This is a genomic window from Streptomyces sp. NRRL F-525 (genome assembly GCF_000716605.1).
Taxonomy (GTDB): Bacteria; Actinomycetota; Actinomycetes; order Streptomycetales; family Streptomycetaceae; genus Streptomyces.
Genome location: NZ_JNXE01000042.1, coordinates 77,099 through 102,716, shown reverse-complemented (window position 1 = coordinate 102,716; position 25,618 = coordinate 77,099). Strand labels below are relative to the sequence as shown.

The 25,618-nt window shown below is 69.6% G+C and carries 23 protein-coding genes and 2 tRNA genes; 4 read left to right on the top strand and 21 right to left on the bottom strand.

The annotated features are described in order from the left end of the window. The first annotated feature begins 122 nt into the window (after nt 1-122). Both OO69_RS40430 and OO69_RS40425 read left to right on the top strand, forming a co-directional pair. On the top strand, nt 123-1,457 hold the full coding sequence (locus tag OO69_RS40430; protein ID WP_199811125.1) for a cytochrome b/b6 domain-containing protein: 1,335 nt from the start codon (nt 123-125) through the stop codon (nt 1,455-1,457). Further along, nucleotides 1,454-3,067: an NADH-quinone oxidoreductase subunit NuoF family protein gene (locus OO69_RS40425; RefSeq protein WP_033285928.1), complete on the top strand. Its 1,614-nt coding sequence runs from the start codon at nt 1,454-1,456 to the stop codon at nt 3,065-3,067. The genes OO69_RS40430 and OO69_RS40425 overlap by 4 nt, the downstream gene beginning before the upstream one ends. 127 nt (nt 3,068-3,194) lie before the next feature. Here the strand turns inward: OO69_RS40425 and OO69_RS40420 are convergent. The 4 genes from OO69_RS40420 to OO69_RS40410 all read right to left on the bottom strand — a co-directional run bounded on the left by OO69_RS40420 (nt 3,195) and on the right by OO69_RS40410 (nt 5,350). Beyond that, a tRNA-Ala gene (locus OO69_RS40420) sits at nt 3,195-3,267 on the bottom strand. Nucleotides 3,268-3,400: 133 nt separating this feature from the next. Then, nucleotides 3,401-3,634 (bottom strand): hypothetical protein, encoded by a 234-nt coding sequence (locus OO69_RS40415; RefSeq protein WP_003976229.1) that lies wholly within the window; start codon nt 3,632-3,634, stop codon nt 3,401-3,403. 3 nt (nt 3,635-3,637) lie between these two features. Continuing rightward, entirely contained in the window at nt 3,638-3,811 is a 174-nt protein-coding gene (locus tag OO69_RS51585; protein ID WP_019063265.1) for a hypothetical protein, read from the bottom strand. Between the two features lie 69 nt (nt 3,812-3,880). Further along, a complete protein-coding gene (locus OO69_RS40410; protein WP_420707951.1) occupies nt 3,881-5,350 on the bottom strand; it encodes an MFS transporter in 1,470 nt (489 codons plus the stop codon). Between the two features lie 94 nt (nt 5,351-5,444). Between OO69_RS40410 and OO69_RS40405 the strand changes: the two genes are divergently transcribed. Continuing rightward, complete coding sequence (locus tag OO69_RS40405) at nt 5,445-6,311, top strand: helix-turn-helix transcriptional regulator (RefSeq protein ID WP_051801577.1); 867 nt, start codon at nt 5,445-5,447, stop codon at nt 6,309-6,311. A gap of 70 nt (nt 6,312-6,381) precedes the next feature. Here OO69_RS40405 and OO69_RS40400 read toward each other — a convergent pair. From OO69_RS40400 to OO69_RS52660, 7 genes are all read right to left on the bottom strand, one after another. Then, a tRNA-Ala gene (locus OO69_RS40400) sits at nt 6,382-6,454 on the bottom strand. Nucleotides 6,455-6,547: 93 nt separating this feature from the next. After that, the gene (locus OO69_RS40395; protein WP_033285926.1) at nt 6,548-7,213 is read right to left on the bottom strand and encodes a histidine phosphatase family protein; all 666 of its coding nucleotides are present in this window, start codon (nt 7,211-7,213) and stop codon (nt 6,548-6,550) included. Beyond that, entirely contained in the window at nt 7,210-7,653 is a 444-nt protein-coding gene (rsfS, locus tag OO69_RS40390) for a ribosome silencing factor (protein ID WP_033285925.1), read from the bottom strand. The genes OO69_RS40395 and rsfS overlap by 4 nt, the downstream gene beginning before the upstream one ends. A gap of 164 nt (nt 7,654-7,817) precedes the next feature. Continuing rightward, nucleotides 7,818-9,521: an LCP family protein gene (locus OO69_RS40385; protein ID WP_033285924.1), complete on the bottom strand. Its 1,704-nt coding sequence runs from the start codon at nt 9,519-9,521 to the stop codon at nt 7,818-7,820. Nucleotides 9,522-9,537: 16 nt separating this feature from the next. Continuing rightward, nucleotides 9,538-10,227, bottom strand: coding sequence for a nicotinate-nucleotide adenylyltransferase (nadD, locus tag OO69_RS40380; RefSeq protein ID WP_078652786.1), 690 nt, complete (start codon nt 10,225-10,227; stop codon nt 9,538-9,540). A gap of 68 nt (nt 10,228-10,295) precedes the next feature. Then, entirely contained in the window at nt 10,296-10,457 is a 162-nt protein-coding gene (locus OO69_RS52665) for a hypothetical protein (RefSeq protein ID WP_033285922.1), read from the bottom strand. Between the two features lie 131 nt (nt 10,458-10,588). Next, nucleotides 10,589-10,750, bottom strand: coding sequence for a hypothetical protein (locus OO69_RS52660; RefSeq protein ID WP_033285921.1), 162 nt, complete (start codon nt 10,748-10,750; stop codon nt 10,589-10,591). A 101-nt stretch (nt 10,751-10,851) separates the two neighbouring features. On the opposite strand from OO69_RS52660, the gene OO69_RS40365 reads away from it, so the two are divergent. After that, on the top strand, nt 10,852-11,982 hold the full coding sequence (locus OO69_RS40365; RefSeq protein WP_033285920.1) for a M48 family metallopeptidase: 1,131 nt from the start codon (nt 10,852-10,854) through the stop codon (nt 11,980-11,982). A gap of 154 nt (nt 11,983-12,136) precedes the next feature. Here the strand turns inward: OO69_RS40365 and OO69_RS40360 are convergent, their stop codons facing one another. From OO69_RS40360 to OO69_RS40315, 10 genes are all read right to left on the bottom strand, one after another. Next, the gene (locus OO69_RS40360) at nt 12,137-13,228 is read right to left on the bottom strand and encodes a hypothetical protein (protein WP_033285919.1); all 1,092 of its coding nucleotides are present in this window, start codon (nt 13,226-13,228) and stop codon (nt 12,137-12,139) included. A gap of 89 nt (nt 13,229-13,317) precedes the next feature. Continuing rightward, on the bottom strand, nt 13,318-13,926 hold the full coding sequence (locus OO69_RS40355; RefSeq protein ID WP_318016291.1) for a hypothetical protein: 609 nt from the start codon (nt 13,924-13,926) through the stop codon (nt 13,318-13,320). Nucleotides 13,927-14,019: 93 nt separating this feature from the next. Next, nucleotides 14,020-15,306: a glutamate-5-semialdehyde dehydrogenase gene (locus OO69_RS40350; protein WP_033285917.1), complete on the bottom strand. Its 1,287-nt coding sequence runs from the start codon at nt 15,304-15,306 to the stop codon at nt 14,020-14,022. Nucleotides 15,307-15,411: 105 nt separating this feature from the next. Next, complete coding sequence (locus OO69_RS40345) at nt 15,412-15,870, bottom strand: hypothetical protein (protein ID WP_033285916.1); 459 nt, start codon at nt 15,868-15,870, stop codon at nt 15,412-15,414. Nucleotides 15,871-16,016: 146 nt separating this feature from the next. Beyond that, nucleotides 16,017-17,123 carry a glutamate 5-kinase gene (gene proB, locus OO69_RS40340; protein WP_033285915.1) on the bottom strand — a complete coding sequence of 369 codons (1,107 nt, stop codon included), beginning with the start codon at nt 17,121-17,123 and terminating at the stop codon, nt 16,017-16,019. 350 nt (nt 17,124-17,473) lie between these two features. Further along, nucleotides 17,474-18,661, bottom strand: coding sequence for a glycosyltransferase family 2 protein (locus OO69_RS40335; RefSeq protein ID WP_078652785.1), 1,188 nt, complete (start codon nt 18,659-18,661; stop codon nt 17,474-17,476). A 155-nt stretch (nt 18,662-18,816) separates the two neighbouring features. Further along, nucleotides 18,817-20,895, bottom strand: coding sequence for a hypothetical protein (locus OO69_RS40330; RefSeq protein ID WP_033285913.1), 2,079 nt, complete (start codon nt 20,893-20,895; stop codon nt 18,817-18,819). A 58-nt stretch (nt 20,896-20,953) separates the two neighbouring features. After that, entirely contained in the window at nt 20,954-22,447 is a 1,494-nt protein-coding gene (locus OO69_RS40325; RefSeq protein ID WP_033285912.1) for a bifunctional cytidylyltransferase/SDR family oxidoreductase, read from the bottom strand. Nucleotides 22,448-22,597: 150 nt separating this feature from the next. Then, nucleotides 22,598-23,773 (bottom strand): hypothetical protein, encoded by a 1,176-nt coding sequence (locus OO69_RS40320; protein ID WP_033285911.1) that lies wholly within the window; start codon nt 23,771-23,773, stop codon nt 22,598-22,600. 125 nt (nt 23,774-23,898) lie between these two features. After that, the gene (locus OO69_RS40315) at nt 23,899-25,449 is read right to left on the bottom strand and encodes an alkaline phosphatase D family protein (protein ID WP_033285910.1); all 1,551 of its coding nucleotides are present in this window, start codon (nt 25,447-25,449) and stop codon (nt 23,899-23,901) included. Nucleotides 25,450-25,618 lie beyond the last annotated feature (169 nt).

Below are 25,618 nucleotides of genomic sequence, written 5' to 3'. Positions count from 1 at the left end.
TCACAGCAAGCGCATTGTCGTTTGATAACAACGCAATAACTCAAACCTCGTACCCACCGGTATGGAGCCACTTAGAGTTCGGCAGCGGGACCGCTTTCCCGATACTGCTCGGAGTTGCCCCCATGAACGCTCGTCGTAGTACCAGTTCGCTCCCCAAGCCGGGCCGCTCGGCCTATGGCGTGGTGAGCCTCGTCGTCCTGATCTTCATACCCGTGTTCGTGCTGGCCGGAGGCAGCCAGGTACAGGACTTCCTCAACTTCGGTGCGGGCGTTCTCTCGCTCGTCTCCCTCTCCTGCTCGGTGATCTGGGGGCTCGTCGCCCAGGACCGGGTCATCCTCAACATCCGCCAGCGGATCGTGGCGCAGGGCATCCACCGGGTGACCGCCGTCGGCTCGATCGCGTTCCTCGTGGTGCACATCACGGTCAAGCTGGCGCTCGACCACACCGTCCTGATCGCCGCGCTGATCCCCTTCAGCCTCGGCGTGAAGGGCAGCGCCGGGCTCATCGGCCTCGGTTCCCTGGGCGGCCTGCTCATGATCTTCGTGGGCATCACCGGCGCCCTGCGCAACCAGTTCGCGTCCCCCGCGCCGGTCGCCGCCCGCTGGCGCGCGATGCACATGCTGGCCTACCCGGCCTGGTGCGCGGCGCTGGTCCATGGCCTGTTCGCGGGCCGCGCGGCGAAGCCGTTCTTCATGATCTCGTACGAGCTGTGCCTGGTCGGGGTCGCCGCCGCCCTCGCCCTGCGCTCGGCTCCCCGCCCGTTCAAGCGGAAGTTCGCCAACAGGGTCGCCATGCTCCTGGGCAACGAGGAGCGGCCCGGTCTCGACGAACTCGACGCGAGCCGGGGCCGCGCGGGCGAGTCCGCGCAGCCGGGCTTCGAGAACCGGCGTCCGGCCGAGGGCCGACGGGCCGCGCGGCAGCCCTCGTTCACCGACACCGGGTCGGTCCCGCGCGTGGACCCCGCCGGCGCGTACGAGACGAGGTCCATGACCCCGGAGCCCGACACGAACAGTTTCGCGGCCGCCTACCGCACCGCCACACCGGAGTCCACCGGTCAGATGCCGTACGTCACCGACCAGACCTCGCGCATGAACGTGCCGATGGACATGCAGAACACGCAGGCGGCCCCGCGCGTGGACAGCGGCGGCAGCACCTCCGGGAGCTGGCCGGTCCCGTCGCCGCCGCCGGTCGGCGAGGCGCCCCCGTCGGCCTACGACCCGCTCCAGGACACCGGGTACAACATCCCGACGTACAACAACAACGCGAACACGGGCGGGTACGGCGAGGGATACGTGTACGACACCGGTGAGTCGAACGGTGCCTCCGGTACGTACAACCCCAATGACACGTACAACAGCGGTCCCGCCACTGGTCAAACGCCCAACGCTTCGTACGACTTCGACGCGCAGGGCGGCTCGGGCGAACCTTGGAACACGCCTTCCGGAGGCTATAGGTGAACGAGGCCCTGCCCGACGTCCCAGAAGTCCGCGTCGTCGGGCTTCCTCAGCTCACGTCAGGCTTCGACCTTGTCGAGAGACTCGACCTGCCCATGCACCTCAAGGTGCACGGGCCGCTCGAACCGATGGGCGGGGAGCAGCTCGCGAAGCTCTCCGAGGCCATCAACCTGAAGGGCCGCGGCGGCGCGGGCTTCCCCTTCCACAAGAAGCTGCGCTCGGTCGCCGAGGCGGCGATCAAACGCGGTGTACGGCCGGTCGTCGTCGTCAACGGCAGTGAGGACGAGCCGGCCTGCCGCAAGGACACGGTGCTCATCAACCGTGCCCCGCACCTCATCCTGGACGGCGCCCTCCTGGTCGCCGAGGCCCTGGGTGCCCGCACGCTCGTGGTGGGGGTCACCCGTGAGTCGACGCAGCGCTCCATGGAGGCCGCGCTCTCGGAACGCGGCCTGAGCAACACCCGCCGTTCGGCACTGAAGGCGTTCGTCCAGCGCAACCCGGTCCGCATGGTCACCGGCGCCGCGGCATCGCTGATCCGCTCGATCGACGGCGGCCCGGCGATCCCGCCCGGCCGCAAGGTCAGCGCCTCCCAGAACGGCGTCGGCGGCGCCCCGACCCTGCTCTCGAACGCTGAGACGTTCGCCCAACTCGCCATCGCCGCCCGCATCGGCCCCGAGCGCTACGGCAACACCGGCCTCTACGACGAGCCCGGCACCGTCATGCTCACGGTCTCCGGGGCGGTCGCGCGCCCCATGGTGATCGAGGTCCCCACAGGCGTACCGCTGCGCTACGTCCTGCAGTTGGCCGGCGCCCCGCCGGTCCCCCAGGGTGTGCTGACGGGCGGTTACCACGGCAAGTGGATCGACGCGGCGACGGTCAACGAGGCGATCGTCTCCCGCAACTCCCTGGACGCGGTGGGCGGTGCGCTCGGCGCGGGCGCCATCATGCCGATCACCCAGGAGACCTGCCCGCTGGGCGAGTCGCTGCGCGTGGCCCAGTGGCTGGCCGACGAGAGCGCGGGACAGTGCGGTCCCTGCTACCTCGGTCTGCCCGCCGCCGCGCGCGGCATGGAGGACATCCTCAACGGCGGCGGCCCGGCCGCCCTGGAGGCGCTCAAGCAGGTCGCCAAGGCCGTGAAGCGGCGCGGCGCGTGCTCGCACCCGGACGGCTCCGCGATGTTCCTGGAGTCGACCATCAAGGCGTTCACGGACGACCTCGCCGCCCACGTCCTCGGAAACGGCTGCGGAAGGCCCGTGGAGGGCGTTCTGCCGCTCTTCGAGGGCGGCCAGCTCCCCGCGGGCATCACCAGCGGCGCGGAGCCCGAGGACAACGGCCCCAGCCGTCAGAAGATCTACGTCGACTGGACGCTGTGCCGGGGCCACGGTCTGTGCGCGGACATCCTCCCCGAGGTCTTCGAGCTCGGCGCCGACGGCTTCCCCACCGTCGCGCAGGCCCAGGTACCTCGCTACGCGGAGGCGAAGGCGCTCCGCGCGGTGCGCCGTTGCCCCGCGCTCGCGCTACGCCTGGAGGAGGAGACCGCGCGGGACAAGGGTCCGTCCCGCAACCTGCCGGTCCTCTCCCAGGGCCGCGGCCGGCGGGCCCTCGGCCGCTGAGCGCACGAACAGCGGGCCGCCCTCTTCTTTAAGAAGGGTGCGGCCCGCTGTTCCGTGAACGGCGTCAACTGCCCCTGAACACACCGAAGGCGGGTCATCCCGAGGGATGACCCGCCTTCGACTTCTGTGGAGCTAAGGAGAATTGAACTCCTGACCTCCTGCATGCCATGCAGGCGCTCTACCAACTGAGCTATAGCCCCGTGCCGTGTCCTACCGGGTCTCCCCGGCGGCGACGCCAACATTACCGGTGGACCCTCTGGACCACCAAATCGTTTCCGTCCCCGCCACCATGACCGTGATCGCCGGGACCTCCTCGCGGGGTCCCGGCCATGGTCAAGCGGTGACGAAGGAATAGAACCGTTTCAACGTGCAGTGCTCTTCCAGGAGTCGACCGTAGATCGGCTCGCCCTCGAGTTCGCGGTACGTCTCGATCGGGTCGCCTTTTATGATCAGCGCCCGCGCGCACTCCTCGCACCAGTACTGGTAGTCGGGATTCACCGGTTCCATGTCGCGGACGATCGGCGTACCACTGCCGCACCAGTCGCACTTTCGCCTGTGTGCACCCATCGATCAGCTCCAGCTGTGGCCGCAGGCCGTGCACACGTAGGAAACTCCGCCGTTGTCACCGAGGACTTGGGCCACGTGGGCGGAACCGCAGGAAGGGCAGCTCAGGCGGGTGATCGTATCCCGTATCAACGCCGCATCGAAGAGGTGGTCGACCTCCTCGATGATGCTCGCAGGCATCGCTACTCCCTCCCGTCGGGCCGCGCCCCCTTCCGGCCGTTTGATTCTGCCACGGCCGGACCAATACGGTCAGCGACGCCTCAGTACCAGTCCGGACACGGCCCCCACCGCGGCCGTCCCCGCCAGCGCGAACATGCACGCCAAAAGCGCCTCCGCAGAGGTATACGCCCCCGGGGCCCCAAGTGACTCAAGCCGGTTCAAGAACAGTGTGCCGAAAACCGCGACCCCGAGCAGCTGACCCAGCTGCGCGACCGTGGAGAGCAGACCACTGGCGTCCGCCGCGTCCTCGGGCCGCACCGTCGCCAGGGCCCGCGTCAGCGTCGGACTGAAGGCGAGCGCGAGCCCGGCCCCCACGCCGACGTACGCCACGTACAGTACGGCCCCGCCGCGGTCACCGCCTTCGAACGCCAGGCCGACTCCCAGGACGGACGGCATCGTGATCAGGAATCCGACCGGGGTCAGCGCCCGTTGCCAGGCCGCCGGCCACCTGCGCCAGGTCAGCCCGACCACCCCGAACACGACCGCCGTCGGCGCGAAGGTGAGACCCGCACGCAGCGCGCTGAAGCCGAGGCCGCCCTGGACGTGCAGCGTGAGCGCGAACAGGAAACCGGCGTTGACGGCCATCACGGCCAGGATCCGGAAGACGGCGAGACCCATGCCCGGGTGACGCAGCACACGCGGTGCGATCAGCGGGGCTCCCCCGCGCCGGGCGAGCCGGGATTCGTAGGCGCAGAACGACGCGAAGAGGACGGCCGCCGCGATCAGGGACAGCCACGACCACAGCGGCCAGCCCTCCTCCTGCCCCAGCACCAGCGGAACCGTCAGCAGCGAGACCGCCGAGGCGAGCAGCACAAGCCCCGGCACGTCGAAGGCCCGCGCGCGCTCCGGCTCCGCCCCGCCGTCCCTCGGGAGCACGCGCCTGCCGAGGAACAGGAGTACGACGCCCACGGGCACGTTGACGAGGAACACCGGCCGCCAGCTCGTGCCGAACAGGTCGGCGCTGACGAGGACGCCGCCGACGATCTGCCCCGCCGCGGCGCCGACGGCGACGATCGCCGAGTACAGGCCGAGCGCCCGCACCCGCGCCTCGCCGATGAAGTGTCGCTGGATCAGACTCAGCACCTGAGGGAGCATCAGCGCCGAGCCGGTCCCCTGGACCAGGCGGAACACGATCAGCTCCGTGGAGCCCTGTGCCAGACCGCAGGCGAGCGAGGCCGCGGTGAAGAGGGCGAGCCCGGCGAGGTGGACCCGGGCGTGACCGAGCCGGTCGCCGAGCCGGGCGCCGGTGATCAGCAGCACCGAGTACGTGATGGTGTAGCCGGCGATCACGAGCTGCAGGTCGGCGCCGGACGCGTGGAGTTCGGTGCCGATGGTGGGGGCGGCGACGTTCACGATGAACACGTCGAGCAGCGCCATGAACAGGGCCGCGAGCAGCACCGCGAGCAGCGGCCCACGGCGATTGTCAGTGCCAGGGTCTTTACTGGTCGCAGGAGTTGGGACGGGTGCGGAATCCGGTTCCGTCCGGGGTGGTGTCGTCATGCGGTCGAGCGTGGGGGCGCTCCGGTACGGGTGCCGAGAGCCCACTGATGCTGGTACTGGCAGCACCTGGCAGGGAGCAGGTCGAGCGTCGAACATGGGGGATGTGACGATGGGGATGGGGACGACACAGCGCCGCCGGCCCGAGCTGGCCGCGTTCCTGCGCAGCAGGCGCGCGAGGGTGACACCGCACGACGTCGGCATGCCGCCGGGCTTCCGACGGCGTACGCCGGGACTGCGCCGCGAGGAGGTCGCGCAGCTCTCCGGAGTGGGCGTCACCTGGTACACCTGGCTCGAACAGGGGCGTCCGATCAACGCGTCGGCGCAGGTCCTGGACGCCGTGGCGCGCACGCTCCGGCTCGACGCGCCGGAGCGGGAGCATCTGTACCACCTGGCCGAGGTGCCGTACACCCATCCTCCGGAAGCGATCGCGCAGACAGTGGGACCGGAGATCCAGGGCATCCTCGACGCCCTGGAGCCACGTCCGGCGGTGGTCTACAACTCGCGGTACGACATCCTCGCCGCCAACACCGTCTATCAGCACCTGTTCGGGATAGATCCACTGTCGGGCGGCCCGGTGCCCAACGCGCTGTGGAGGCTGTTCGCGGTGCCGGAGGCGGAGTCACCGCTGCTGTGTCGGGGGCCGGAGTTGCCGGTGATGGTGGCGACGCTGCGCTCGGCCTACGGAGTGCACACCGGCGAGCCCGTCTGGGAGGAGTTCATACGCGGGCTGTCGGCGGCGAGCCCGCTCTTCACGCGGCTGTGGAAGAGCGGGGACGTGGCGGAGCCGGGGCAGCGGGTGAAGACGTTCCGGCACGCGGAGGTGGGCGAGATGCGGATGACGTCGGTGTCGTTGTCGGTCAACGGCATGCCGGAATGCCGGATCGTGGTCCACACCCCGGCCGACGAGGAGACTCGGCGGCGCGCGGAGGCGCTGACAGCAAAGAAAAGATCCCACCCCTGAAAGGGATGGGATCTCATCGATTCGATCGTGGACGACTCTCGATCCTTGACAACTCAAGAGTGTCGATCTGTGGAGCTAAGGAGAATTGAACTCCTGACCTCCTGCATGCCATGCAGGCGCTCTACCAACTGAGCTATAGCCCCGTGTGTTCTTCCCGCTCGGCGGGCGAACAAGAAGAACTTTAGCCTGCGACCTGCCGGAAAGTGAAATCCGGGGTCGGGGCCCTGGAGGGCCGCTCAGTCGTCGTCGCCGAGCACCGGTTCCGGGAGCGTGCCGGCGTTGTGTTCCAACAGGCGCCAGCCGCGGGCACCCTCGCCGAGCACGGACCAGCAGCAGTTGGAGAGGCCGCCGAGACTCTCCCAGTGCTGGGACTCCAGACCGAGGAGACGCCCGATGGTGGTGCGGATCGTGCCGCCGTGGCTGACCACCACGAGGGTGCCGTCCTCGGGCAGCTTCTCGGCGTGCCGCAGCACGACGGGGGCGGCCCGGTCGGCGACCTCGGTCTCCAGCTCGCCGCCGCCGCGGCGCACCGGCTCCCCGCGCTTCCACGCGGCGTACTCCTCGCCGTGGCGGGCGATGATCTCCTCGTGCGTCAGCCCCTGCCAGACGCCCGCGTAGGTCTCCCGCAGGCCCTCGTCGTGGGTGATGTCGAGGTCGGTGAGGGCGGCCAGCTCGGCGGCCGTGTTCGCCGCCCGCTTCAGGTCGGAGGCGACGATCGCGTCCGGCTTGAGGGAGGCCAGCAGCCGGGCGGCGCGACGGGCCTGGCCGATGCCCGTCTCGGTGAGCTCGACGTCCGTGGTGCCCTGGAAGCGGCGCTCCACGTTCCACGCGGTCTGGCCGTGCCGCCACAGGATGACGCGTCGGCCCCGGCCCGCCTTGCGGCCGTCGGCCCCGGCGGTCACCGCACCTCCCCGAACTCGGAGGTGTCCTCCTCGGCCTGCAGCTTGGCGTGCTCGGTAGCCTTGCCGCGGGTGGCCACGGCCTCGGCCGGGAGGTCCAGCTCGGGGCAGTCCTTCCACAGCCGCTCCAGGGCGTAGAAGACACGCTCCTCGCTGTGCTGGACGTGGACGACGATGTCGACGTAGTCGAGCAGGATCCAGCGGGCGTCGCGGTCGCCCTCGCGGCGCACCGGCTTGGCGCCGAGCTCCTTGTTCAGCCGCTCCTCGATCTCGTCGACGATCGACTTGACCTGACGGTCGTTGGGAGCGGAGGCCAGCAGGAAGGCGTCCGTGATCGACAGCACATCGCTGACGTCGTAGGCGATGATGTCGTGCGCGAGCTTGTCGGCGGCCGCCTGGGCGGCGGCGGAGATGAGCTCGATGGAGCGGTCAGTGGCGGTCACTACGCGGCTTTCGGTCGGCGGTCAACAGACCTCAAGGGTCTCACGGACCGCGGACGGCACCCCACGTGAATAACGGATCATGCCCCGGAAGCCGGTCGGGACACCGGCTCCGGCCTCCGGGGCATGCTCTCCGTCACGACGGCACGGCTACGGCGGCTACGGCGTCATGAAGCCGACGACGGCTTGTAGTCGGTGCCCAGGACCACCGAGACATCCGCGTTCGCGGCGACTGTGCCCTTGGTCACGGTGCTGGTGGGCAGGCCCAGGGTCTTGGCGACCTCGGTGGCGTTCTCCTTGTCGGCCGCGTCGGAGTACGTGATCTTGGACGTGGCCGAGGTCCCGGAGGGCGTGCCGGCCTCCAGGAAGGTGAAGCCGCCGTTGAGGAGGACGACGCGGGCCTTCTCGGTGTCGTCCTTGACGCCGGTGGCGTTCTGGACGGCGACCCGGACCGCCGAGCCCTCGTCGGGGCTCTTCGCGGTGCCGCCCAGGATGTCCTTGACGACGCTGGCGGAGGCCTGCGCGGTCAGGGTGCCGTCGTTCTGGACGGGCAGCAGGGCCGTCTTGTAGTCGCCGCTCTTGGCGAGATCGGCGAGCTTGGCGAGGAAGGTGCCGAGGTCCTTGTCGGTGAGCGGCGGGTCCAGGATCTGGGCCAGGGTCTGCACGGTGGTGGTCGCCGCCGTCGGGTCGGAGGTCAGCTGGCGCAGCACGCCCTGCATGACCTGGCCGAACCGCTCCAGCTGGGCGTTCTGGGCTTCGCCGGAGGCGCGGTAGGTGGCGTAGGCGACGGCCATCTTGCCGCTGAGGGTCTGGTCCTTGCCCTTGTGGACGAGGGGCGCGGCGTTCTTCTTCGTCGCGTCCGGGTCGGGCACGTCGGCGTTGGTGTCGAGGTCGATGTTGCCGACGAGGTCGACCAGGTTCTGCAGGTAGGGGGTGTCGAGGCGCCAGGTGCCCTCGATGTCGGTGCCGAGGACCGTGTTCAACTGGTCGACGGTCCCGGAGGTGCCGTCGTCGCCGACCGACTTGGCCAGGGTCGTCGTGTTGCCGTCGTCGTCCGTGAGGGCGAGGGAGTTGGGCAGCAGCACGGTGGTGCCCTGCTTCAGGGTCGTGTTGTCGACGAGCAGCACCGAAGAGGTGCCGCCCTTCGCGGTGTTGTGCAGGTGGACGACGATCACGTCGCGGTTCTGGGCGCCCGCGGCCGTCGTGGTGCCGGACTTCGCGGCGGACGAGGAGACCCCGGGGAGCTTCCCGGCGTACCAGAGGTAGCCGACGCCGCCGGACGCGACCAGCGCCAGGACCACGACGAGGGCGACCATGCGGCCGCGGGCACGGCGCTTGGCCTCCTCGCGGCGCTCGGTGCGGTTCTCGGTGAAGTTCAGCCAGTCGATGACGTCCTCGGAGTCGTCGGTCGGCTCCTCCACGAAGGCGAACTGCTCGGTGCGGTAGTCCCGTTCACCCGTCTCCGGGGTCTTCGGGGCTTCGGTGTCCTCGGCCGGGCCGCCCTGCTGCGGGATGTAGGCGGTCTGCTCGGCGACCCTGGGCTGCTGTCCGCTGGTCGCGGTCTGCCCGTAGGGGTCGTAGGCCGTCGTCGTCCCGGTGGCGTACGGGTCGTAGCCGGACTGGGGGGCCTGCTGGCCCGTGTCGTACGTGCCGGTGTCGTAGGCCGGGGGCTGCTGCTGGGTGCCGGTCCCGTACGGGTCGTAGGCGTAGCCCTGTTGTTGCTGCTGCCCGTACGGGTCGTACGGCTGCTGCTGCGGGGGCTGTTGGGTCTGCTGGGCCGGGACCTGACGGTAGACAGGCTGGTTGTACTCGTCGTAGCCGACGAGTTCGTACTGGTCGCCGCCGTACCCGGCGTCGTATCGGTCGTTCACCGGTGCCCCTCTCGGCTCACTCGCCGCGGTACAGCTCGCGCTTGTCGATATAGCGCACGACTCCGTCGGGCACCAGGTACCAGACGGGGTCTCCCTTCGCGACTCTCGCACGGCAGTCTGTTGAGGAGATGGCCAGCGCGGGAACCTCGATCAGCGAGACGCCGCCCTCCGGGAGGCCCGGGTCGGTCAGCGTGTGGCCGGGGCGGGTGACCCCGATGAAGTGCGCGAGGGAGAACAGCTCCTCCGCGTCCCGCCAGGTCAGGATCGCGCCGAGGGCGTCGGCGCCGGTGATGAAGAAGAGGTCCGCGTCGGGGTTGATCGCGCGCAGGTCACGCAGGGTGTCCGTGGTGTAGGTGGGGCCGCCGCGGTCGATGTCGATCCGGCTCACCGAGAACTGGGGGTTCTCGGCGGTCGCGATGACCGTCATCAGGTAGCGGTCCTCGGCCAGCGCGACCTTGCGGTCGGTCTTCTGCCACGGCTGACCGGTCGGGACGAAGATCACCTCGTCCAGGTGGAACTGCGCGGCGACCTCGCTGGCCGCCACGAGGTGCCCGTGGTGGATCGGGTCGAACGTTCCGCCCATGACGCCGAGACGGCGCTTGCCGGGGTTCGACGGGCCGTTGTTGCGCGGGCCGTTCGCCATTCGGATCTCCGTGCCGCGCGTCGTGTCGTTCGCCGGACCGGTAGGCATGTCCTGCTCTCCCATGCGTGCAGACCCTACCGGCCCGGTGTGAAGGCCCCGGGACCCGTCCGGCGGACAGAAAGGGACAGACCCTAGCGGTCGCGGTTGAACCGGGTGGTGATCCACAGCAGGAGCATCAGGACGATGAACGCGCCGCCACCGGTGATGATCGGCTGGAGGCTCTCGTGGTTGCCTCCGCCCTCCCCCTCGGCGGCAAGGGTGACCAACTGGGCAGCAGTGCCGTGGATGCTCATCTTCAGCAGAACCTATCCGGTGGGCGGGATAAAGATGTCGGCCCATGGTAAGCGGGCGCCCCGGCGGCGATCACGCCGACTCCGCCATTGGGAACGCGACATGGGCGTCGGCGGGGAACTCGACGGGCTTCTCAGTCGTCCTTCTGTTTGTACCCGCGCAGCAGGAACCACGCGGTCAGGATGCAGCCGAGGAACATCACGATCAGTACGACCCTGAGCAGATCCCCCGACCCTTGCCGGGGGGCGGCGCTCGCGGCCTCTGCGAGCCAGGCGGCTGCGGAATGGGGCTCCATGCGTTGACTCCTTCGCTGTACTGCCCGTCCACGGTATCTCCGCCTAGGCTGGGCTCTGCTTCGGGGGCACTCAGGGCACACACACGCACATGGGGGACCACATGTCCGAAGACGGCCACGAGCAGAACGGGCACGAGAACGTACCGAGCAGGCAGCGCAGGCGCTTCCCGGGGATCTCCTCGCGTGCGTACGAGCACCCGGCCGACCGCTCCGCCCTGGTGGCGCTGCGCAAGCTGACCGGGTTCGACACGGTGTTCAAGGCGCTCAGCGGGCTGCTCCCCGAGCGCAGTCTGCGGCTGCTGTTCCTGTCCGACTCGGTGCGCGTGTCGGACCAGCAGTTCGCGCACCTCAACGACATGCTGCGGGACGCCTGTTACATCCTGGACCTGGAGAAGGTCCCGCCGATGTACGTCACCCAGGACCCGCAGCCCAACGCGATGTGCATCGGCCTGGACGAGCCGATCATCGTCGTCACCACCGGCCTGGTCGAGCTGCTCGACGAGGAGGAGATGCGGGCGGTCGTCGGCCACGAGGTGGGCCACGCACTGTCCGGCCACTCCGTGTACCGCACGATCCTGCTCTTCCTCACCAACCTGGCCCTGAAGGTCGCCTGGATCCCGCTGGGCAACCTCGCGATCCTGGCGATCGTGACGGCGCTGCGCGAGTGGTTCCGCAAGTCGGAGCTGTCCGCCGACCGCGCGGGTCTGCTGGTCGGCCAGGACCTGCGGGCCTCGATGCGCGGCCTGATGAAGATCGCCGGCGGCAACCACCTGCACGAGATGAACGTGGACGCCTTCCTCAAGCAGGCCGAGGAGTTCGAGTCGGGCGGCGACCTGCGCGACTCAGTCCTGAAGATCCTTAACGTGCTGCCTCGCTCCCACCCCTTCACCACCGTGCGGGCGGCCGAGCTGAAGAAGTGGGCCGAGTCCCGCGACTACCAGCGGATCATGGACGGGCACTACCCGCGGCGCAGCGAGGACAAGGACACCTCGGTCACGGACTCGTTCCGCGAGTCGGCGGCGAGCTACGCGAGCAACGTCAAGAACTCCAAGGACCCGCTGATGAAGCTGGTCAGCGACTTCGCCGGCGGCGCGGGCGACCTCGGCGGCCGGGTGCGGCGCGGCTTCGGCGGCTTCGCGAGCTCGGCCCCGCAGGACGAGCCGCCGTCGAGCTCGGCCAACGGCACGGAGCAGCCGCCGACGGACGACACCCCGCCGCGCGACGAGAACTGACCCGCACCTGCCACCTCGCTTACGGGGCCGACCTCGCCCATGGGGAGGGGTCGACCCCGCTCGCGTACGACAAGGCAGGGCGACAGCCGGGGCAATGGACGGGGCGACAAAGAGCCCTTGGCGGGCACGTCCCCCGCGTGGAAATTCAGGAAACTCACACCTTCGGTTGCGCGCTCGTCGCCAGCGTCCCGCACAGCGCCGTCGCACTGCCCGTCGCGTACGGGTCCGTGCCCGCCGGGCCGCCCGCCTTGGCGGTCTGGCCGGCGAGCAGGGGGCGCAGATACGTCACGGAGTCGTCGGCGCAGGACAGGGGCCCGGCCTGGACGTAGGAGACCACGATCTGGGCCTGGTGCATGCGCAGGTCGTCGCGGTCGAAGCGGAAGTGCAGTTCGCGGCGGACGGTGAACAGGGACACCTGGGCGGCCTTGTCGCCGGAGCCGGCCGAGGCCGTCGAGCCGTTGGGCCGCAGCGCGTAGACGAAGGTTCCGTCGGCGGTGACTTCGAGGGTGGACGAGTCGGTCTCGGTGGCCGCCAGGGTGCCCTGGACGCGGATCTTGCGGTCGGCCAGCTGGACGCGTGAGGGGTCGAAGCGAACCAGCCATCCGGTGGGTTCGTGCCGGCCGTCGGCGGTCGGGTGCTCGAAACTCTGGTCGAACTGGTCGAGTTGGTCCGGGTCGACGAGGACGCGGGCGGGGCGGATCTGTCCGCCGGTGAGGACCGCCGGGTAGAGCGAGGACTCCACGATGTAGTCCTTGGCGGTGCTCAGGGCGGCGATGACCTGGCTGTCCGAGAAGTGCGCGGTGCGCCGCGCGGCCGGCAGCGGTACGCCCTCGGCGCCGACACTGAACTGCGCGGCGGGGCTGTGCGCGTAGAGGTCCTCGGCGTCGGCCGCCCCCGGCACCGCGCCCTGGGGGGACAGCGGGATGACGGTCATCCGCAGCGGTTCGACGGGCTGCTGGGCCGTGGGGGTCGTGTAGGGGTGCCGTACGCCCATGTAGATCGCGGTGCCGAAGGCGACGGCGATCAGCATGACCAGGATCAGGGCCTGCCGGGAGAGACCGCGGCGCAGGGCCGGGCGGCGGCGGACGGCGGGGGCGTGGTCGGCCAGGCGCTCCTGCGCGGAGAGCTCCTGGAGGCGGGCAGCGCGGACGAACGACTCGTCGAAGACGACGGATCGGTACTCGTCCTCACCACCACCGGGAGCGCCCTCGGGCGTGCCCTCAGGTGGGTCTCCTGGACCGCCCATACTTTCAGAGTAGGTCTCTGGAGCCTCAGGTAAACGCCCTGGTACACGACAAGTTCTGACAGGTTCTCACCGGGCCGCCCACAAGTCGCTCAGGGCGTGCGCGGTACGGCCGACAGCGGTGGCTGGGAGTTGTCGGCGGAGGCGGAGGGCGCCGCCGCCGTGCCCTGTTCCACGCCGGTGGAGGCCGGGGGCGGGACACGGTCCCGGCCGCCCGAGGACGCGCCGCGGTAGACCGCCGAGAAAGCCAGGGCGACCATGCCGATGCCCATCACGAGGGCGAGCAGCCAGGCGACGGGGCGGTGCCAGCGGACCTGTTTGCCGTAGGTGCCCGGGGCGCCGTAACGGCCCTCGACGAGATCGGCGTCGTCCAGGTCGTCGAGTTCCGGATCATGGCCGAATTCGCGCCCGTAGGCGTCCTCGAACGGATCGTCGTCGCCTCGTCCGCGTCTGCCGTGCTGCGCGCGGCGGGCCTCGGCCTCGGAGGCCTCCGCTCTCGCCTGGGCAGCGGCAAGGAGGCGTTCGACAGCCGTCGGCTCGTGTACTACGGCCGCCCGTATGAAGGCCTCGTCGAAGACCACGGATGCGAACTCTTCGTCCGACATTCCGCGGTCGTGGTCGTCGTCGGGCTCCCAGCCGTCGGGAAACGGCCTGCCCCCCACGTCCTCCGGCACCTCTCCAGAGTAGACCTGGGGGGTCAATTTGGGCAGGCGGTAGGGAAATTCATCCGTTGGGTGAGACGCCTCTCCCCCGACGAGGCGTTATGCCCACCGCATATGCCAGACGGCGGGACCTCAGCGGCGGATGTGCCCATCACCCGTGACGATGTACTTGGTGCTCGTCAGCTCCGGCAGGCCCATCGGGCCCCGTGCGTGCAGCTTCTGGGTGGAGATCCCGATCTCGGCGCCGAAGCCGAACTGGCTGCCGTCCGTGAAGCGCGTGGAGGCGTTCACGGCGACGGTGGTGGAGTCGACCAGCTGGGTGAAGCGGCGGGCGGCCTGCTGGGAGCTGGTGACGATCGCCTCGGTGTGGCCGGAGCTCCACAGCCGGATGTGCTGGACGGCCTTGTCGAGCGAGTCGACGACGGCCGCGGCGATGTCGTAGGAGAGGTACTCGGTGTCCCAGTCCTCCGGGGTGGCCTCCACGACCGTGGCCTCGGAGTCCTTGGCGTAGGCGAGGACGCGCTCGTCGGCGTGGACGGTGACGCCGGCCTCGGCGAGGGCGTCCAGGGCGCGCGGGAGGAACTCGGGGGCGATGTCCTGGTGGACGAGGAGGGTCTCGGCGGCGTTGCAGACGCTGGGGCGCTGGGCCTTGGAGTTGATCAGGATGTCGATCGCCATGTCGAGGTCGGCGTCCGCGTCGACGTAGACGTGGCAGTTGCCGACGCCGGTCTCGATCACGGGGACGGTCGACTCGCTGACGACGGTCTGGATCAGGGAGGCGCCGCCGCGCGGGATGAGGACGTCGACGAGGCCCCGGGCGCGCATCAGTTCGCGGACGCTCTCGCGGTTCTCGCCGGGCACCAACTGCACGGCGTCGGCGGGGAGTCCGGCGCCGCCGACGGCGTCGCGGATGACGCGCACGAGGGCGGTGTTGGACTCGTAGGCGGAGGCCGAGCCGCGCAGGAGGACCGCGTTCCCGGACTTGAGGCAGAGCGCGGCCGCGTCCACGGTCACGTTCGGGCGGGCCTCGTAGATGATGCCGACGACGCCGAGGGGGACGCGGACCTGGCGCAGGTCGATGCCGTTCGGGAGGGTCGAGCCGCGGACGACCTCGCCGACCGGGTCGGGCAGCGCGACGACGTCCCGTACGTCGGAGGCGATGGCCCGTACGCGCTCGGGCGTGAGCGTCAGCCGGTCGATGACCGTCTCGCTGGTGCCGGCCGCGCGGGCCTTGGCGATGTCCTTGGCGTTGGCCTCGACGATCTCGCTCGTACGGACCTCCAGCGCGTCCGCGATGGCGAGCAGCGCGTCGTCCTTCTCGGCGCGCGGCAGCGGCGCGAGGTCGGCGGCAGCGGACTTGGCGCGGTACGCGGCCTGCGTGACCGGGGACAGGGAGTCGTACGGCGAGAGCGTGGTCATGAGGGAAGGGTAGTGCGCCCTGCGGGGGCGTCCACCGGCTATCCCAAACCGCGAGACAAGCGCGGAAGAGCCCGAAGACGGCTCAAAACGGATCCCGAGGAGATCTCAGAACGGATGGACGCCGACCGGGGTCGCGGGCAGCGGACCGTAGCCCTCGGAGATGCGCTGGTGGTAGGTCTCGCGGTCGATGACCTCCAGGCCGACGATCTCCCACGGCGGCAGCTTCGCGGTCTGACGGTGCTCGCCCCACAGGCGCAGCGCCACGGCGGCCGCGTCGTGCAGGTCGCGGGCCTCTTCCCAGTAGCGGATCTCCGCGTGGTCGTTGGCGTAGCGGCTGGTCAGCAGAAAGGGGTGGTCGTGGGCGAGCTGTTCCAGACCGCGCCGGACCTCCTTCAGCGGGGCCTCGCCGCCGGAGACGCTGAGGGTGACATGCCAGAGCCGGGGCAGGTCCTTGGGTTCCTCGCCCTCGTACCGGGCGCCGGCCGCGACGCTCGTCAGCGTGCGCTCCTCGCCGGGCGCGCGGGAGGTGGTACCACCGCGGGACGCCGCCGCCCCAGGGCGCACTCGTCTCACGACGGCCTCCTTACGCAATGGTCGAGCTGCGGTGCTCGCGCGGAATTTGTCCCCGAGACAAAGTTGAGCAGGCCGAAGCCGTCCGCGTGGCGCTTTTACGGAAGGTCCACCGCGGGGAGGCGGACGTTTCGGTTGTTTTACGGGTGCAGGATCACGAGGTCGTCCCTGTGTACGACTTCCCTCTCGTACGACGGTCCCAGCTCCCGTGCCAGTTCCCTGGTGGAGCGGCCGATCAGCTGGGGGATCTCCTTGGCGTCGAAGTTGACGAGACCCCGGGCGACCGCGAGCCCGTCGCCGTCCCGGAGTTCGACGGGGTCGCCCGCGCTGAACTCGCCCTCGACGGCGGCGATTCCGGCCGGCAGCAGGGACATCCGGCGCTGGACGACCGCGCGTACGGCACCGTCGTCGAGGGTCAACGAGCCCTGGGGGGTGGACGCGTGCTGCAGCCAGAGCAGCCGGTCCGCGGAGCGTTTGCCGGTGGCGTGGAAGTACGTGCCCGTGTCGCCGCCGGTGAGCGCGTCGGTGGCGTGGACCGTGCTGGTGAGCACGACGGGGATGCCCGCGGCGGCGGCGATCCGGGCGGCCTCGACCTTGGTGACCATGCCGCCGGTGCCGACGCCGGCCTTGCCCGCGCTGCCGATCTCGACGTGTGCGAGATCCTGCGGTCCCCGGACTTCCGCTATCCGCGAGGTGCCCGGCTTGCTCGGGTCGCCGTCGTAGACGCCGTCGATGTCGGAGAGGAGGACCAGGAGGTCGGCGTGGACGAGGTGGGCGACGAGGGCGGCGAGCCGGTCGTTGTCGCCGAAGCGGATCTCGTCCGTGGCGACGGTGTCGTTCTCGTTGACGATCGGGAGGGCGCCCATGGCGAGGAGCTTGTCGAGGGTGCGGGAGGCGTTGCGGTGGTGGGAGCGGCGGCTCATGTCGTCGGAGGTGAGCAGCACTTGGCCGACGCGGATGCTGTAGCGGGCGAAGGAGGCGGTGTAGCGGGCGACGAGGAGGCCCTGGCCGACGCTGGCGGCGGCCTGTTGGCGGGCGAGGTCCTTGGGGCGGCGGCGCAGGCCCAGCGGGGCGAGGCCTGCGGCGATGGCGCCGGAGGAGACTAGGACGACCTCTTTTTCTCCTCCGCTGCGGCTCTTGGCGAGGACGTCGACGAGTGCGTCGACCCTGTCGGCGTCCAGGCCGCCGGCCGCGGTGGTCAGTGAGGAGGAGCCCACCTTGACGACGATCCTGCGGGCCTCGGTCACGGCCTGCCTTGCCCCTGCCACGTGCGCGGTCCCCTCGGGTAGGTCGGGGTGGCAATCTACGCGAACCGGGTTGCCCTGTGCACGTTCGTCCAGGTCTCGGACAGATGGGTTGAGTTCATGGTGCGGGCCCGGTGGGGGCTGGTCGCGCAGGCGCCCACACGGCGAAGCTGAAAGACCCGGGCGGGCCTGCGTCTTCAGCTCGCGCCCACACGGCGAAGCTGAAAGACCCGGGCGGGCCTGCGTTTTCAGGTCGCGCCCACGTGGCGGAGCTGAAAGACCTGGGCGGGCCTGCGTTTTTAAGGGGCGCGGGGAACTGCGCGACCAGCCCCCACCGGGCCGCACCCGACCGGCTACCGACCCGTCCTCAACATCCGACGCGCTTTCCTCATCACCCGGCGGAGGAGAACCGCCCCCTCCCGGTATCCCTCCACCCCACGCGCCTCCCGGGGTTCGGCCAGGTAGAGGGAATCAGGGAGCCCGACCGACGCGGAGCGGAAGTGGGGATACGCCAGGTACACACGGCGGCCACCCCTCTCCAGGACGGAGTCCGGTCGCTTCTTCGACTTGATGAACTCGGCCACGGCCAGCAGGAGTTCGGGGCGTTCCTGCGCGACCAGGTGCAGACGCAGCCGCTCGTCGACCTTGAGGCGTACCGCCACTTCGTCCGTCCAGTGGGCGTCCATCAGCGGCTTGGCCAACTCGAACTTGTGGCGCCGTACCTCCTCGCTGTCCCCCACGTACTTCGGGCCGAACTGCGGGAGCAGCGTCACCAGGAACGGCCGCACCATCAACTTGTCCCGCTCCACCCCCGGCGGGACCATCTCCGCGATGAGGTTCATCAACGCACGGGCGGAGTCGAAGCGCAGGGTGTAACTCCCGCTCTTCGTCACGTGTTTGCCGTCGTCGCGGCCGACCAGGTAGTAGCAGGTGTGGTCGGCGATGACCGAGACGCCGTCGGCCCGGAGATACGCCTCCATCGTGAACAGCGCGTCCTCGCCGGTGAACAGCGACTCGTCGAACCGCATGCTGTGCCGCTCCAACAGCGCCCGCCGGAACAGCTTCTGTGCGCTCAGCGTGAACTTGATGTTGGAGTGGAAGACGTCGGTGCGCTCCAGGGTCTCCACCCAAGCCGCCTTCGGCGGGACCCGGTTGATGCCCTCGACCTTGCCGAGCACCACGTCCGTGCCGTTCCGGTCGGCCATCGCGACCATGCGCTCCAGCGCCTCGGGGGCGAGCCGGTCGTCGGCGTCGAGGAAGAAGACGTAGCGCCCGCTCGCCTTGCCCAGGCCGACGTTGCGCGGGGAGCTGGGGCCGCCGGAGTTCTCCTGGTGGAGCACGGTGACGTGGGCCGCTGCGCGGGCCGCGAACTCCTCCAGGTACTCCCCCGTGCCGTCCGTCGAGCCGTCGTCCACGGCGATGACCTCGATGCGGGCCGCGTCCAGGGTCTGCGCCTCGACCGAGCGCAGGCACTCGACCAGGTACGGCATCGCCTCGTACGCCCCGACGACCACGGTCACATCAGGCTGCGTCACGGTCACGCGCCCCCCTTTGTCCATTGAATCGCCATCTACAAGACGGCCGATCGAGTGGATCGGTTGTCCTTCGTCAGCAGGGGATACGCAAAAGAGCCCGGTTTTCGAGGATCACTCCTCGAGAACCGGGCCCTTCTTGACCAAATCCTGGCCGAAAGCGGTCAGCCGACCGTCGGATCCGCCGACAGCTGCGCCTCGGTCGGACTCGCCGCGTCCCCGCTCGCCGCCGCCCGCTCCTGTCCGACGTTCCGCGTCTCGGACTTGGCCGCGAGGTTCCCCACCGCCGAGTTGAACTGCTCGATCGACGTGGGCTCGTCCGGACCGAGCAGGTACTCCTTGAGTTCCTTGCGGTCCTCGGCCATCGGGTCGGCGTCCGGGGTGCGGACCGCCGCGAGCAACTCGCCCAGTTCCGCCGCCTTGTTGGAGAGGATCACCGCGGCGCGCACCGCCGTGTTCTGCCGCTTGAACTCCTCCACGCCCAGCACCGCCGAGTCCGTCACCGCGTACGGCTTGCCGCTCGCGATGAAGTCGGAGACCACGCTGGAGATGTCGGAGACCATCGCGTCGGACACGTTGAAGCAGTCGTACAGGCGCGGCTCGGAACCCGAGATGACGCGGTGCTCGAAGGTGCCGGCGGCGGTCCAGTACGCGTCGTTCCACTCGGCGCGCAGCCGGGCGATCTCCTCGTACTTGACCAGGTCGACCACGCCGTCACGGGTCAGTTCGGCCTCGTCGCCCTTGTCGGCGGGGCCGCCGGAGAGTTCGGCGATACGGGCCTCGATGCGGGCCAGGTCGGCCTTGGCCTTCGTCTGTACGGCCGCGTCGGCGGTGAAGCGGGGGTCGCTCGCGCGCTGGACGGCGGCCTTCTCGACGAGGGCGACGACCTTGCGGTGCGCGGAGCCGGCCGCGGGGCTGACCGTGCCGGTGAAGGGGTGCGGCTTGTACAGCACGCGCACCGGCGGGTCGGCCTTGAGCAGCTTCTTGACGATGTTCTCGCCGGCCAGCAGGAGGGAGGTGTTGCCGGGGTCGTTGTCCCAGCCCTCCCAGGTGGGGGCGTAGAGGACCGTGGGGATACGGCCGTCGGGGACGCCCTGCCAGGTCTGGATGGGGGCGAGCTGGGGGCGGCCGACCTCGACGATGTCGTCGTCGCGGACGCCGACGTCGGCGATGGCGTAGCGGTCGCGGCCCGCGCGGCCGGCGGTCCACACCTCGTCGTAGACCTTGCTGAACGGGTTGACGCTGGCCAGCTTGTCGCTGTCGCCGTGGCCGATGAAGACGTGCTTCATGGTGGGGACGCGCAGCAGGTGGATGTTCTTGCCGACGTTGGCCGCGTAGAGCGCGACGCGCACGGTCGAGAGGTCCATGTTCATCAGGTGCACACCGCCGGGCACGCAGATGACGGGGGCCTTGGTCTGGGCGAGGTTCTGCAGTATCACGCGCTCACGGAGCAGGACCAGCGGCCGGGTGTCCAGCTGCTCCATGGTCTCCAGCCACATGTTGACCTGGTACGCCGAGTCCTTGGAGCCGGAGAAGTAGAGCACCGTCTGCGGCTTGTACTCGTGCAGCCAGTCGTCGACGGCCGCGAGGATGACCTCGGGCGTCGGCGGGATCTTCGTACCCCTTATGTACGGCAGCAGCGCGGCGACGTAGAGGGTGCCCAGGAACAGGGTGACGCCGATGCCGACGAAGGCGGCGACGGCCGAGTCGAGCTGCGCGGAGATCAGCAGGCCGACGACGGCGAACAGGTCGAGGTGGAGCATCTTCTCGGCGGAGCGCTCCAGCAGGCCGAACTTCGGGGCGTCCGGGATGTGGATGCGGGAGCCGAGGTCGACGTTGCGGGTGGCGACCGGCATCCGGCGGCGGTTGCGGATCAGCGCGACGACCGCGCCGTGCGGGGCCTGGAGGCCGTAGAAGGCGATGAAGCAGGCGATCGCGCCGTAGAAGATCAGGTGGTCGGAGAGGTCCATGCGGGCCAGCAGCAGGATCAGCAGCAGCTGGCGGATCAGGAAGCGGATGGAGAGGCCCGCTCTGACCTTGCTGAGGCGGTTGATCAGGTAGCTGGCCTGGCGGTGGAGGTAGTGGTCCGCGACGTACGTCACGACGGCCGCGGCGGCGAAGGCGGGGACGCTCGGGATGAGGGCGGCCAGCATGAGGGCCGGGTATCCCAGCATCATCAGGACGGCGGCGGCCAGCTCAGCCGCGCTGCCCACCCGGGCCACGCGAATAGCGGTGGAAATCACTGATGAACCTGCTCTTGGGGGTTTCGAGTAATTTACCGGAGCTCAGAGTCAGGCTTGATTAAACGCCGTCCTGGACGTCCAGGACCGAGGCGAGGGCGGCCTCGAAGCCGGACGCCTTGGCCGCGCCGGCCGTCGGGTCCTGCTGGCGGACGTCGATGACATGGCCGGTCAGCTCGGACAGCAGCACGTCGAGCGAGGTACGGGCCACGGCCTCGGAGGACAGCAGCGTGCCCGTGGGCTCCTGGCCGAAGGCCTTGGTGCGCATCGGGGTGGCGGTGCGCTCCGGGTTGATGCAGTTCACGCGGATGCCGTCGCCGGCCCACTCGTCCGACAGGGCCTGCGTGAGGTTGACCATCGCGGCCTTGGTCGAGGAGTACAGGCTGTACTCGGCGCGGCCGCGCGTGTAGCTGCTGGAGGTGTAGAGCAGCAGCTGGCCCTTGGTCTCGGCCAGGTACTTGTACGCGGAACGGGCGATCTGCACGGGCGCCAGGTAGTTGACCTTCAGCGCCTCCTCGATCGTCGCGTTGTCCGTCTCGGCCAGCTTGCCGATGCGCAGCACGCCCGCGGTGTTGATGACGTAGTCGATGCGCCCGGTCTCGCCGTACGCCTTGGACAGCGCGTCGTCGACCTCCTCGGGGTTCTCGACGTGCGTGCCGGTGGTCGAGCGGCCCAGCGCGTACACCGTGGCGCCGTAGCCCTCGGCGACCTCGGCGATGTCCTTGCCGATGCCGTACGAGCCGCCGAAGACGACGAGCGTCTTGCCGGTGAGCAGCTCGCGGTAGGCGGCCTCGTCGACCTGCTCGGGCGCGGCGGTGGAGGCGAGCTGGAAGAGCTTGTCGGCGATGAAGACGTCGACGGGCTGGGTGACCTTCATGTTGTACTCGTCGCCCGCGACGACGTGGATCGGCACGTCCGGCAGGTACTTGAGTACGACCGAACAGTCGTCCGTGGCCTGGAAGTTGGGGTCACCGGCCGCGACCTCGTAGGCGCGGCGGATCGTGGACAGCTTGAACGCCTGGGGCGTCTGGCCGCGGCGCAGCCGGGAGCGGTCCGGGATCTCGGTGATGAACTCGCCGTCGTCGCCGTGGGTGCGGGTCACGATGATGGTGTCGGCGGACGGGATGGCCACGTCCACGGCCTGGAAGCGCTCCAGGGCGATCACACAGTCGTCGATCACGCGCTGCGAGAGCAGGGGGCGCACGGCGTCGTGGAAGAGGACGTTGCGGTCCTCGCCCTCGGCCAGGCCCTCACCCAGCGCGGCGATGGCGCGCTCGGTGGTCTCGTTCCTCGTCGAGCCGCCCTCGATGATCCGGGTGACCTTCTGGAAGCCGGCCTTGGCGACGATCTTCTCGATGTCCGGGACGTAGCCCGGCGCCATCAGGACGATGATGTCGTCGATCGAGTCGGCGTTCTCGAAGGTGGTCAGGGTGTGCTCGATGACTGCCTTGCCGGCGATCTTCAGCAGCTGCTTGGGGATCGAGAGACCCACCCGCTGGCCGGTACCGCCGGCCAGGATCACTGCGGTGGTGCGGGGCTTGGCTATGTGCGACACAGGTGACCTTGACCTACCTCGGGACAACGGGGGAACTCGCAAATGGTCCCACTCGCGGTTACCGCAGTGCAAGGCGAGTGACCTCCACCGCATATGTGCGCGACACCTGTCATTCATCTTGCACTGCCGGTAACCGGACGATGACGGGACTCAGCGCCGACGGAGCTTCTTCAGACAACGGTGGCCGAGAACCCGTACGAGTTCCTTCGACGACGTCTGGTGGACCGTCCGCGCCTTAGCCGGCGCACTGTGCCGCACGGGCGCCGACGCGGCCGCCGCGAGCGCCCCGTAGAGCGCCTGCGCGGCCACTTCGGGCGCGATCCGCGGCACCCCGGAGGCCTTCCCCACGGCCTCCGAAGCGGCCTCCGGTACGGCCGAGAGCAGTGCCGTGTCCCCTACGACCCGTACGCCCGTGGCGGCGATGGTCCCGGCCATCTCGGCGCCGATCGCACCGGCCGCCTCGACCGCCCACCGGGGCGTGGTGATCTTCACGTCCTGCGGAGTCGGGCTGCACGCATTCTTCATATGCATGACCGCGCCGTTGCGCACGAGCTTGGAATACAGCTCGTCGGGGAGTCCATTGCCGCGGAATTCCACGTTGAGCTTCCGCAGCATTTCGGTCTCGGCGAGGGTAAGAGAACGGTTCGCCGCGTCCGGAACCGGCCGCAGGAGATTCGCGGGCAGTCCGAGCAGCGTCTCGAAGGTGCGCAGCAGTCCGTCCCGGTCGCTGTCGTCGACGACTACGACGGTGAGGCGCTCGGGACCGACGACCCGGGCCCAGCGCTCGACCAGCCGGTCGTGCCGGTGCCGGCGCCAGAAGCTGGGGTTGGGCTGCTCGTACGGCGCCTTGCGGAGCATGTGCTCCAGCCAGTTGTCGTAGCCCATGCGCAGGCCGTTCTGCACGTACTGCTGCCACTGCGAGGGCATGATCCTCGCCAGCGGGCGCAGGGTGATGAGGATGTGCACGCGCTCGCCGCCGAGCTGTTCCACGATCCTGGCCAGCGTCTCGTCGTCCTGGGCGTCGGCGAAGAACTCGCTGCTGATCACCGAGGTGCGGTCGCCGGTGGCGCGCACGGCGTCGAGAAGGCGCGTCCAGTGTTTGTCGGTGGGCACGGTGTCGCCCATCATCGCGGGCCGTGCGCAGGCGGCGAGGGCCGCTTCCATCGGGTGCCTGCTGTGCGCGGGGAAGTCGACGCCGTGCTCGGGCATCGTGTCCTTCGCGGCGAAGAGCGCGCCCTGGATGGCCGTGGTCCCGGTCTTGTGCGGGCCGATGTGCAGCAGCCGGGTCCCGACGGGCAGCGCTTCCTTAATACAATCCGTCTCCATGGTTAACGGACGGTAAGAGTTGTTCCTGAGTTTGCCCTGAGAGGAGCCTGGGACACAGATGAGTCCCAGGCTCCGGTCACACAGGGTTCATGTTTCCAGAAAGTGTGACACTTTCACGAAAAGTGTCACACTTTTTCTACCCCGGGTCGGCCCGCCTCCACCCGGAGCGAGGCGTACGTGCTCGGTGTCGCCGCGGGCTTGAGCACGGTGTCCACGACCCTCACCCGCGCGTCGATGCCGTCCTTGCGGATGTCGAACAGGTGGTAGCCGCGGTGGGCGTCGATCACCTTCCAGTGCGGGTTGTCCGCCATCAGCGGGTCCCACTGGGCGTGGAAGGCGGCCTGGTCCTGGTCGCCGTTGCTGGAGATGGACGTACCGACGAACTCGGCGCCGACGACGTCGGAGTCCGGATCGGCGAAGTCCTCCTTCAGATCGCTGATCATCGTGAGGTGGCGGTCGCCGCTGAGGACCACGGGGTTGCGGACGCTCTTGAAGTCCTCCAGCAGGGCGTTGCGTTCGACCTGGTAGCCGTCCCAGGCGTCGTAGAACCACTGCTTGCCCGCGCCGAGCAGGATGTCCGTCTCGGCCATCATGATCTGCGAGGCGATGACGTTCCAGCGCGCGGGCGAGTGCCGCAACCCGTGCAGCAGCCACGCCTTCTGCTCGGCGCCCATCATCGTCATCGCCGGGTCCTCGGCGCCGGCCTGGGTGGTCGCCTGGTCGCTGCGGAACTGCCGGGTGTCGAGGACGTTCAGGCGCATCAGACGGCCGAATTCGAGCCGCCGGTACATCTGGATGTGCGGCCCGCTCGGCACGGCGGTCGCGCGCACCGGCATGTGCTCGTAGTACGCCTGGAAGGCCGCGGTCAGCCGCGCGACGAACGCGTCGTGCGACTGCTTGTCGGGGTCCTGCGGGACCTCCCCCGCCCAGTCGTTGTCGACCTCGTGGTCGTCGAAGGTCACGACCCAGGGGGTGTTGGCGTGCATGGCCAGCAGATCCGGGTCGGTGCGGTACTGCGCGTACCGGTTCCGATACTGCACCAGGCTGTACGGCTCCCCGGTCCCCTCGTGCCGCCGCGGACCGGCCGCGGAGGGCGCCGACTCGTAGATGTAGTCACCGACGAAGAGCACGAAGTCGGGGTCCTGGGCCAGCATGTCGGCGTACGGCGTGAAGTAGCCGTTCTGCCAGTTCTGACAGGAGGCGAGCGCGACGCGCAGCCGGCCGCCGGAGCTGTTCGCGTGGGGCGCGGTACGGGTCCGGCCGGTGGCGGAGATCTGCCCGCTGACACGGAAGCGGTACCAGTAGTCACGGCCGGGGCGCAGTCCCCGTACATCCACGTGAACGCTGTGCCCGTACTCGGGCCGCGCGGGCGCGATGCCGCGGCGCACGGGCTTTCTGAACCGGGCGTCCTCGGCGAGTTCCCACTCCACGGGCACGACACGATCGGGCATCCCGCCCCCGTTGAGCGGGTCCGGGGCGAGCCGCGTCCACAGCACGATGCCGTCGGGCAACGGGTCCCCGGAGGAGATACCGAGGCTGAACACCCCGTCAGGCAAAGGCGTTTCGGCAGCCTGCGCGGAGCTGGGCAGCCAGAGCTGAGCGGAAGCGGCGGCCCCGAGCACCGCCGCACCGGCCGCGAGAAAACGTCGTCGATCGGGTGATACGGCTCCGGTCATCGGTGAACTCCCTTGCGACGTTGGCCTCTTGGGTCACTTGGAAGCCTCACAGTGCGCGGAGTCCCGCCCGTTGAACAGTAAGTATCGCGTCCATGACAAACAAGCGCACAGCAAGAGACCCGTTACTCCGAGAGCAACGGGTCTCAGCCACTTTGGTCACGGCGGCGAA

Bases quoted from the DNA above. Each gene is read 5' to 3' on its own strand.
- OO69_RS40430 (WP_199811125.1), top strand. From the start codon at position 123: ATGAACGCTCGTCGTAGTACCAGTTCGCTCCCCAAGCCGGGCCGCTCG.
- OO69_RS40405 (WP_051801577.1), top strand. From the start codon at position 5,445: ATGGGGGATGTGACGATGGGGATGGGGACGACACAGCGCCGCCGGCCC.
- OO69_RS40350 (WP_033285917.1), bottom strand. From the start codon at position 15,306: ATGACCACGCTCTCGCCGTACGACTCCCTGTCCCCGGTCACGCAGGCC.
- OO69_RS40320 (WP_033285911.1), bottom strand. From the start codon at position 23,773: ATGGAGACGGATTGTATTAAGGAAGCGCTGCCCGTCGGGACCCGGCTG.
- nadD (WP_078652786.1), bottom strand. From the start codon at position 10,227: ATGGGAGAGCAGGACATGCCTACCGGTCCGGCGAACGACACGACGCGC.
- OO69_RS51585 (WP_019063265.1), bottom strand. From the start codon at position 3,811: ATGCCTGCGAGCATCATCGAGGAGGTCGACCACCTCTTCGATGCGGCG.
- OO69_RS52665 (WP_033285922.1), bottom strand. From the start codon at position 10,457: ATGAGCATCCACGGCACTGCTGCCCAGTTGGTCACCCTTGCCGCCGAG.
- OO69_RS40365 (WP_033285920.1), top strand. From the start codon at position 10,852: ATGTCCGAAGACGGCCACGAGCAGAACGGGCACGAGAACGTACCGAGC.
- OO69_RS40360 (WP_033285919.1), bottom strand. From the start codon at position 13,228: ATGGGCGGTCCAGGAGACCCACCTGAGGGCACGCCCGAGGGCGCTCCC.
- OO69_RS40410 (WP_420707951.1), bottom strand. From the start codon at position 5,350: ATGACGACACCACCCCGGACGGAACCGGATTCCGCACCCGTCCCAACT.
- OO69_RS40415 (WP_003976229.1), bottom strand. From the start codon at position 3,634: ATGGGTGCACACAGGCGAAAGTGCGACTGGTGCGGCAGTGGTACGCCG.
- OO69_RS40315 (WP_033285910.1), bottom strand. From the start codon at position 25,449: ATGACCGGAGCCGTATCACCCGATCGACGACGTTTTCTCGCGGCCGGT.
- OO69_RS52660 (WP_033285921.1), bottom strand. From the start codon at position 10,750: ATGGAGCCCCATTCCGCAGCCGCCTGGCTCGCAGAGGCCGCGAGCGCC.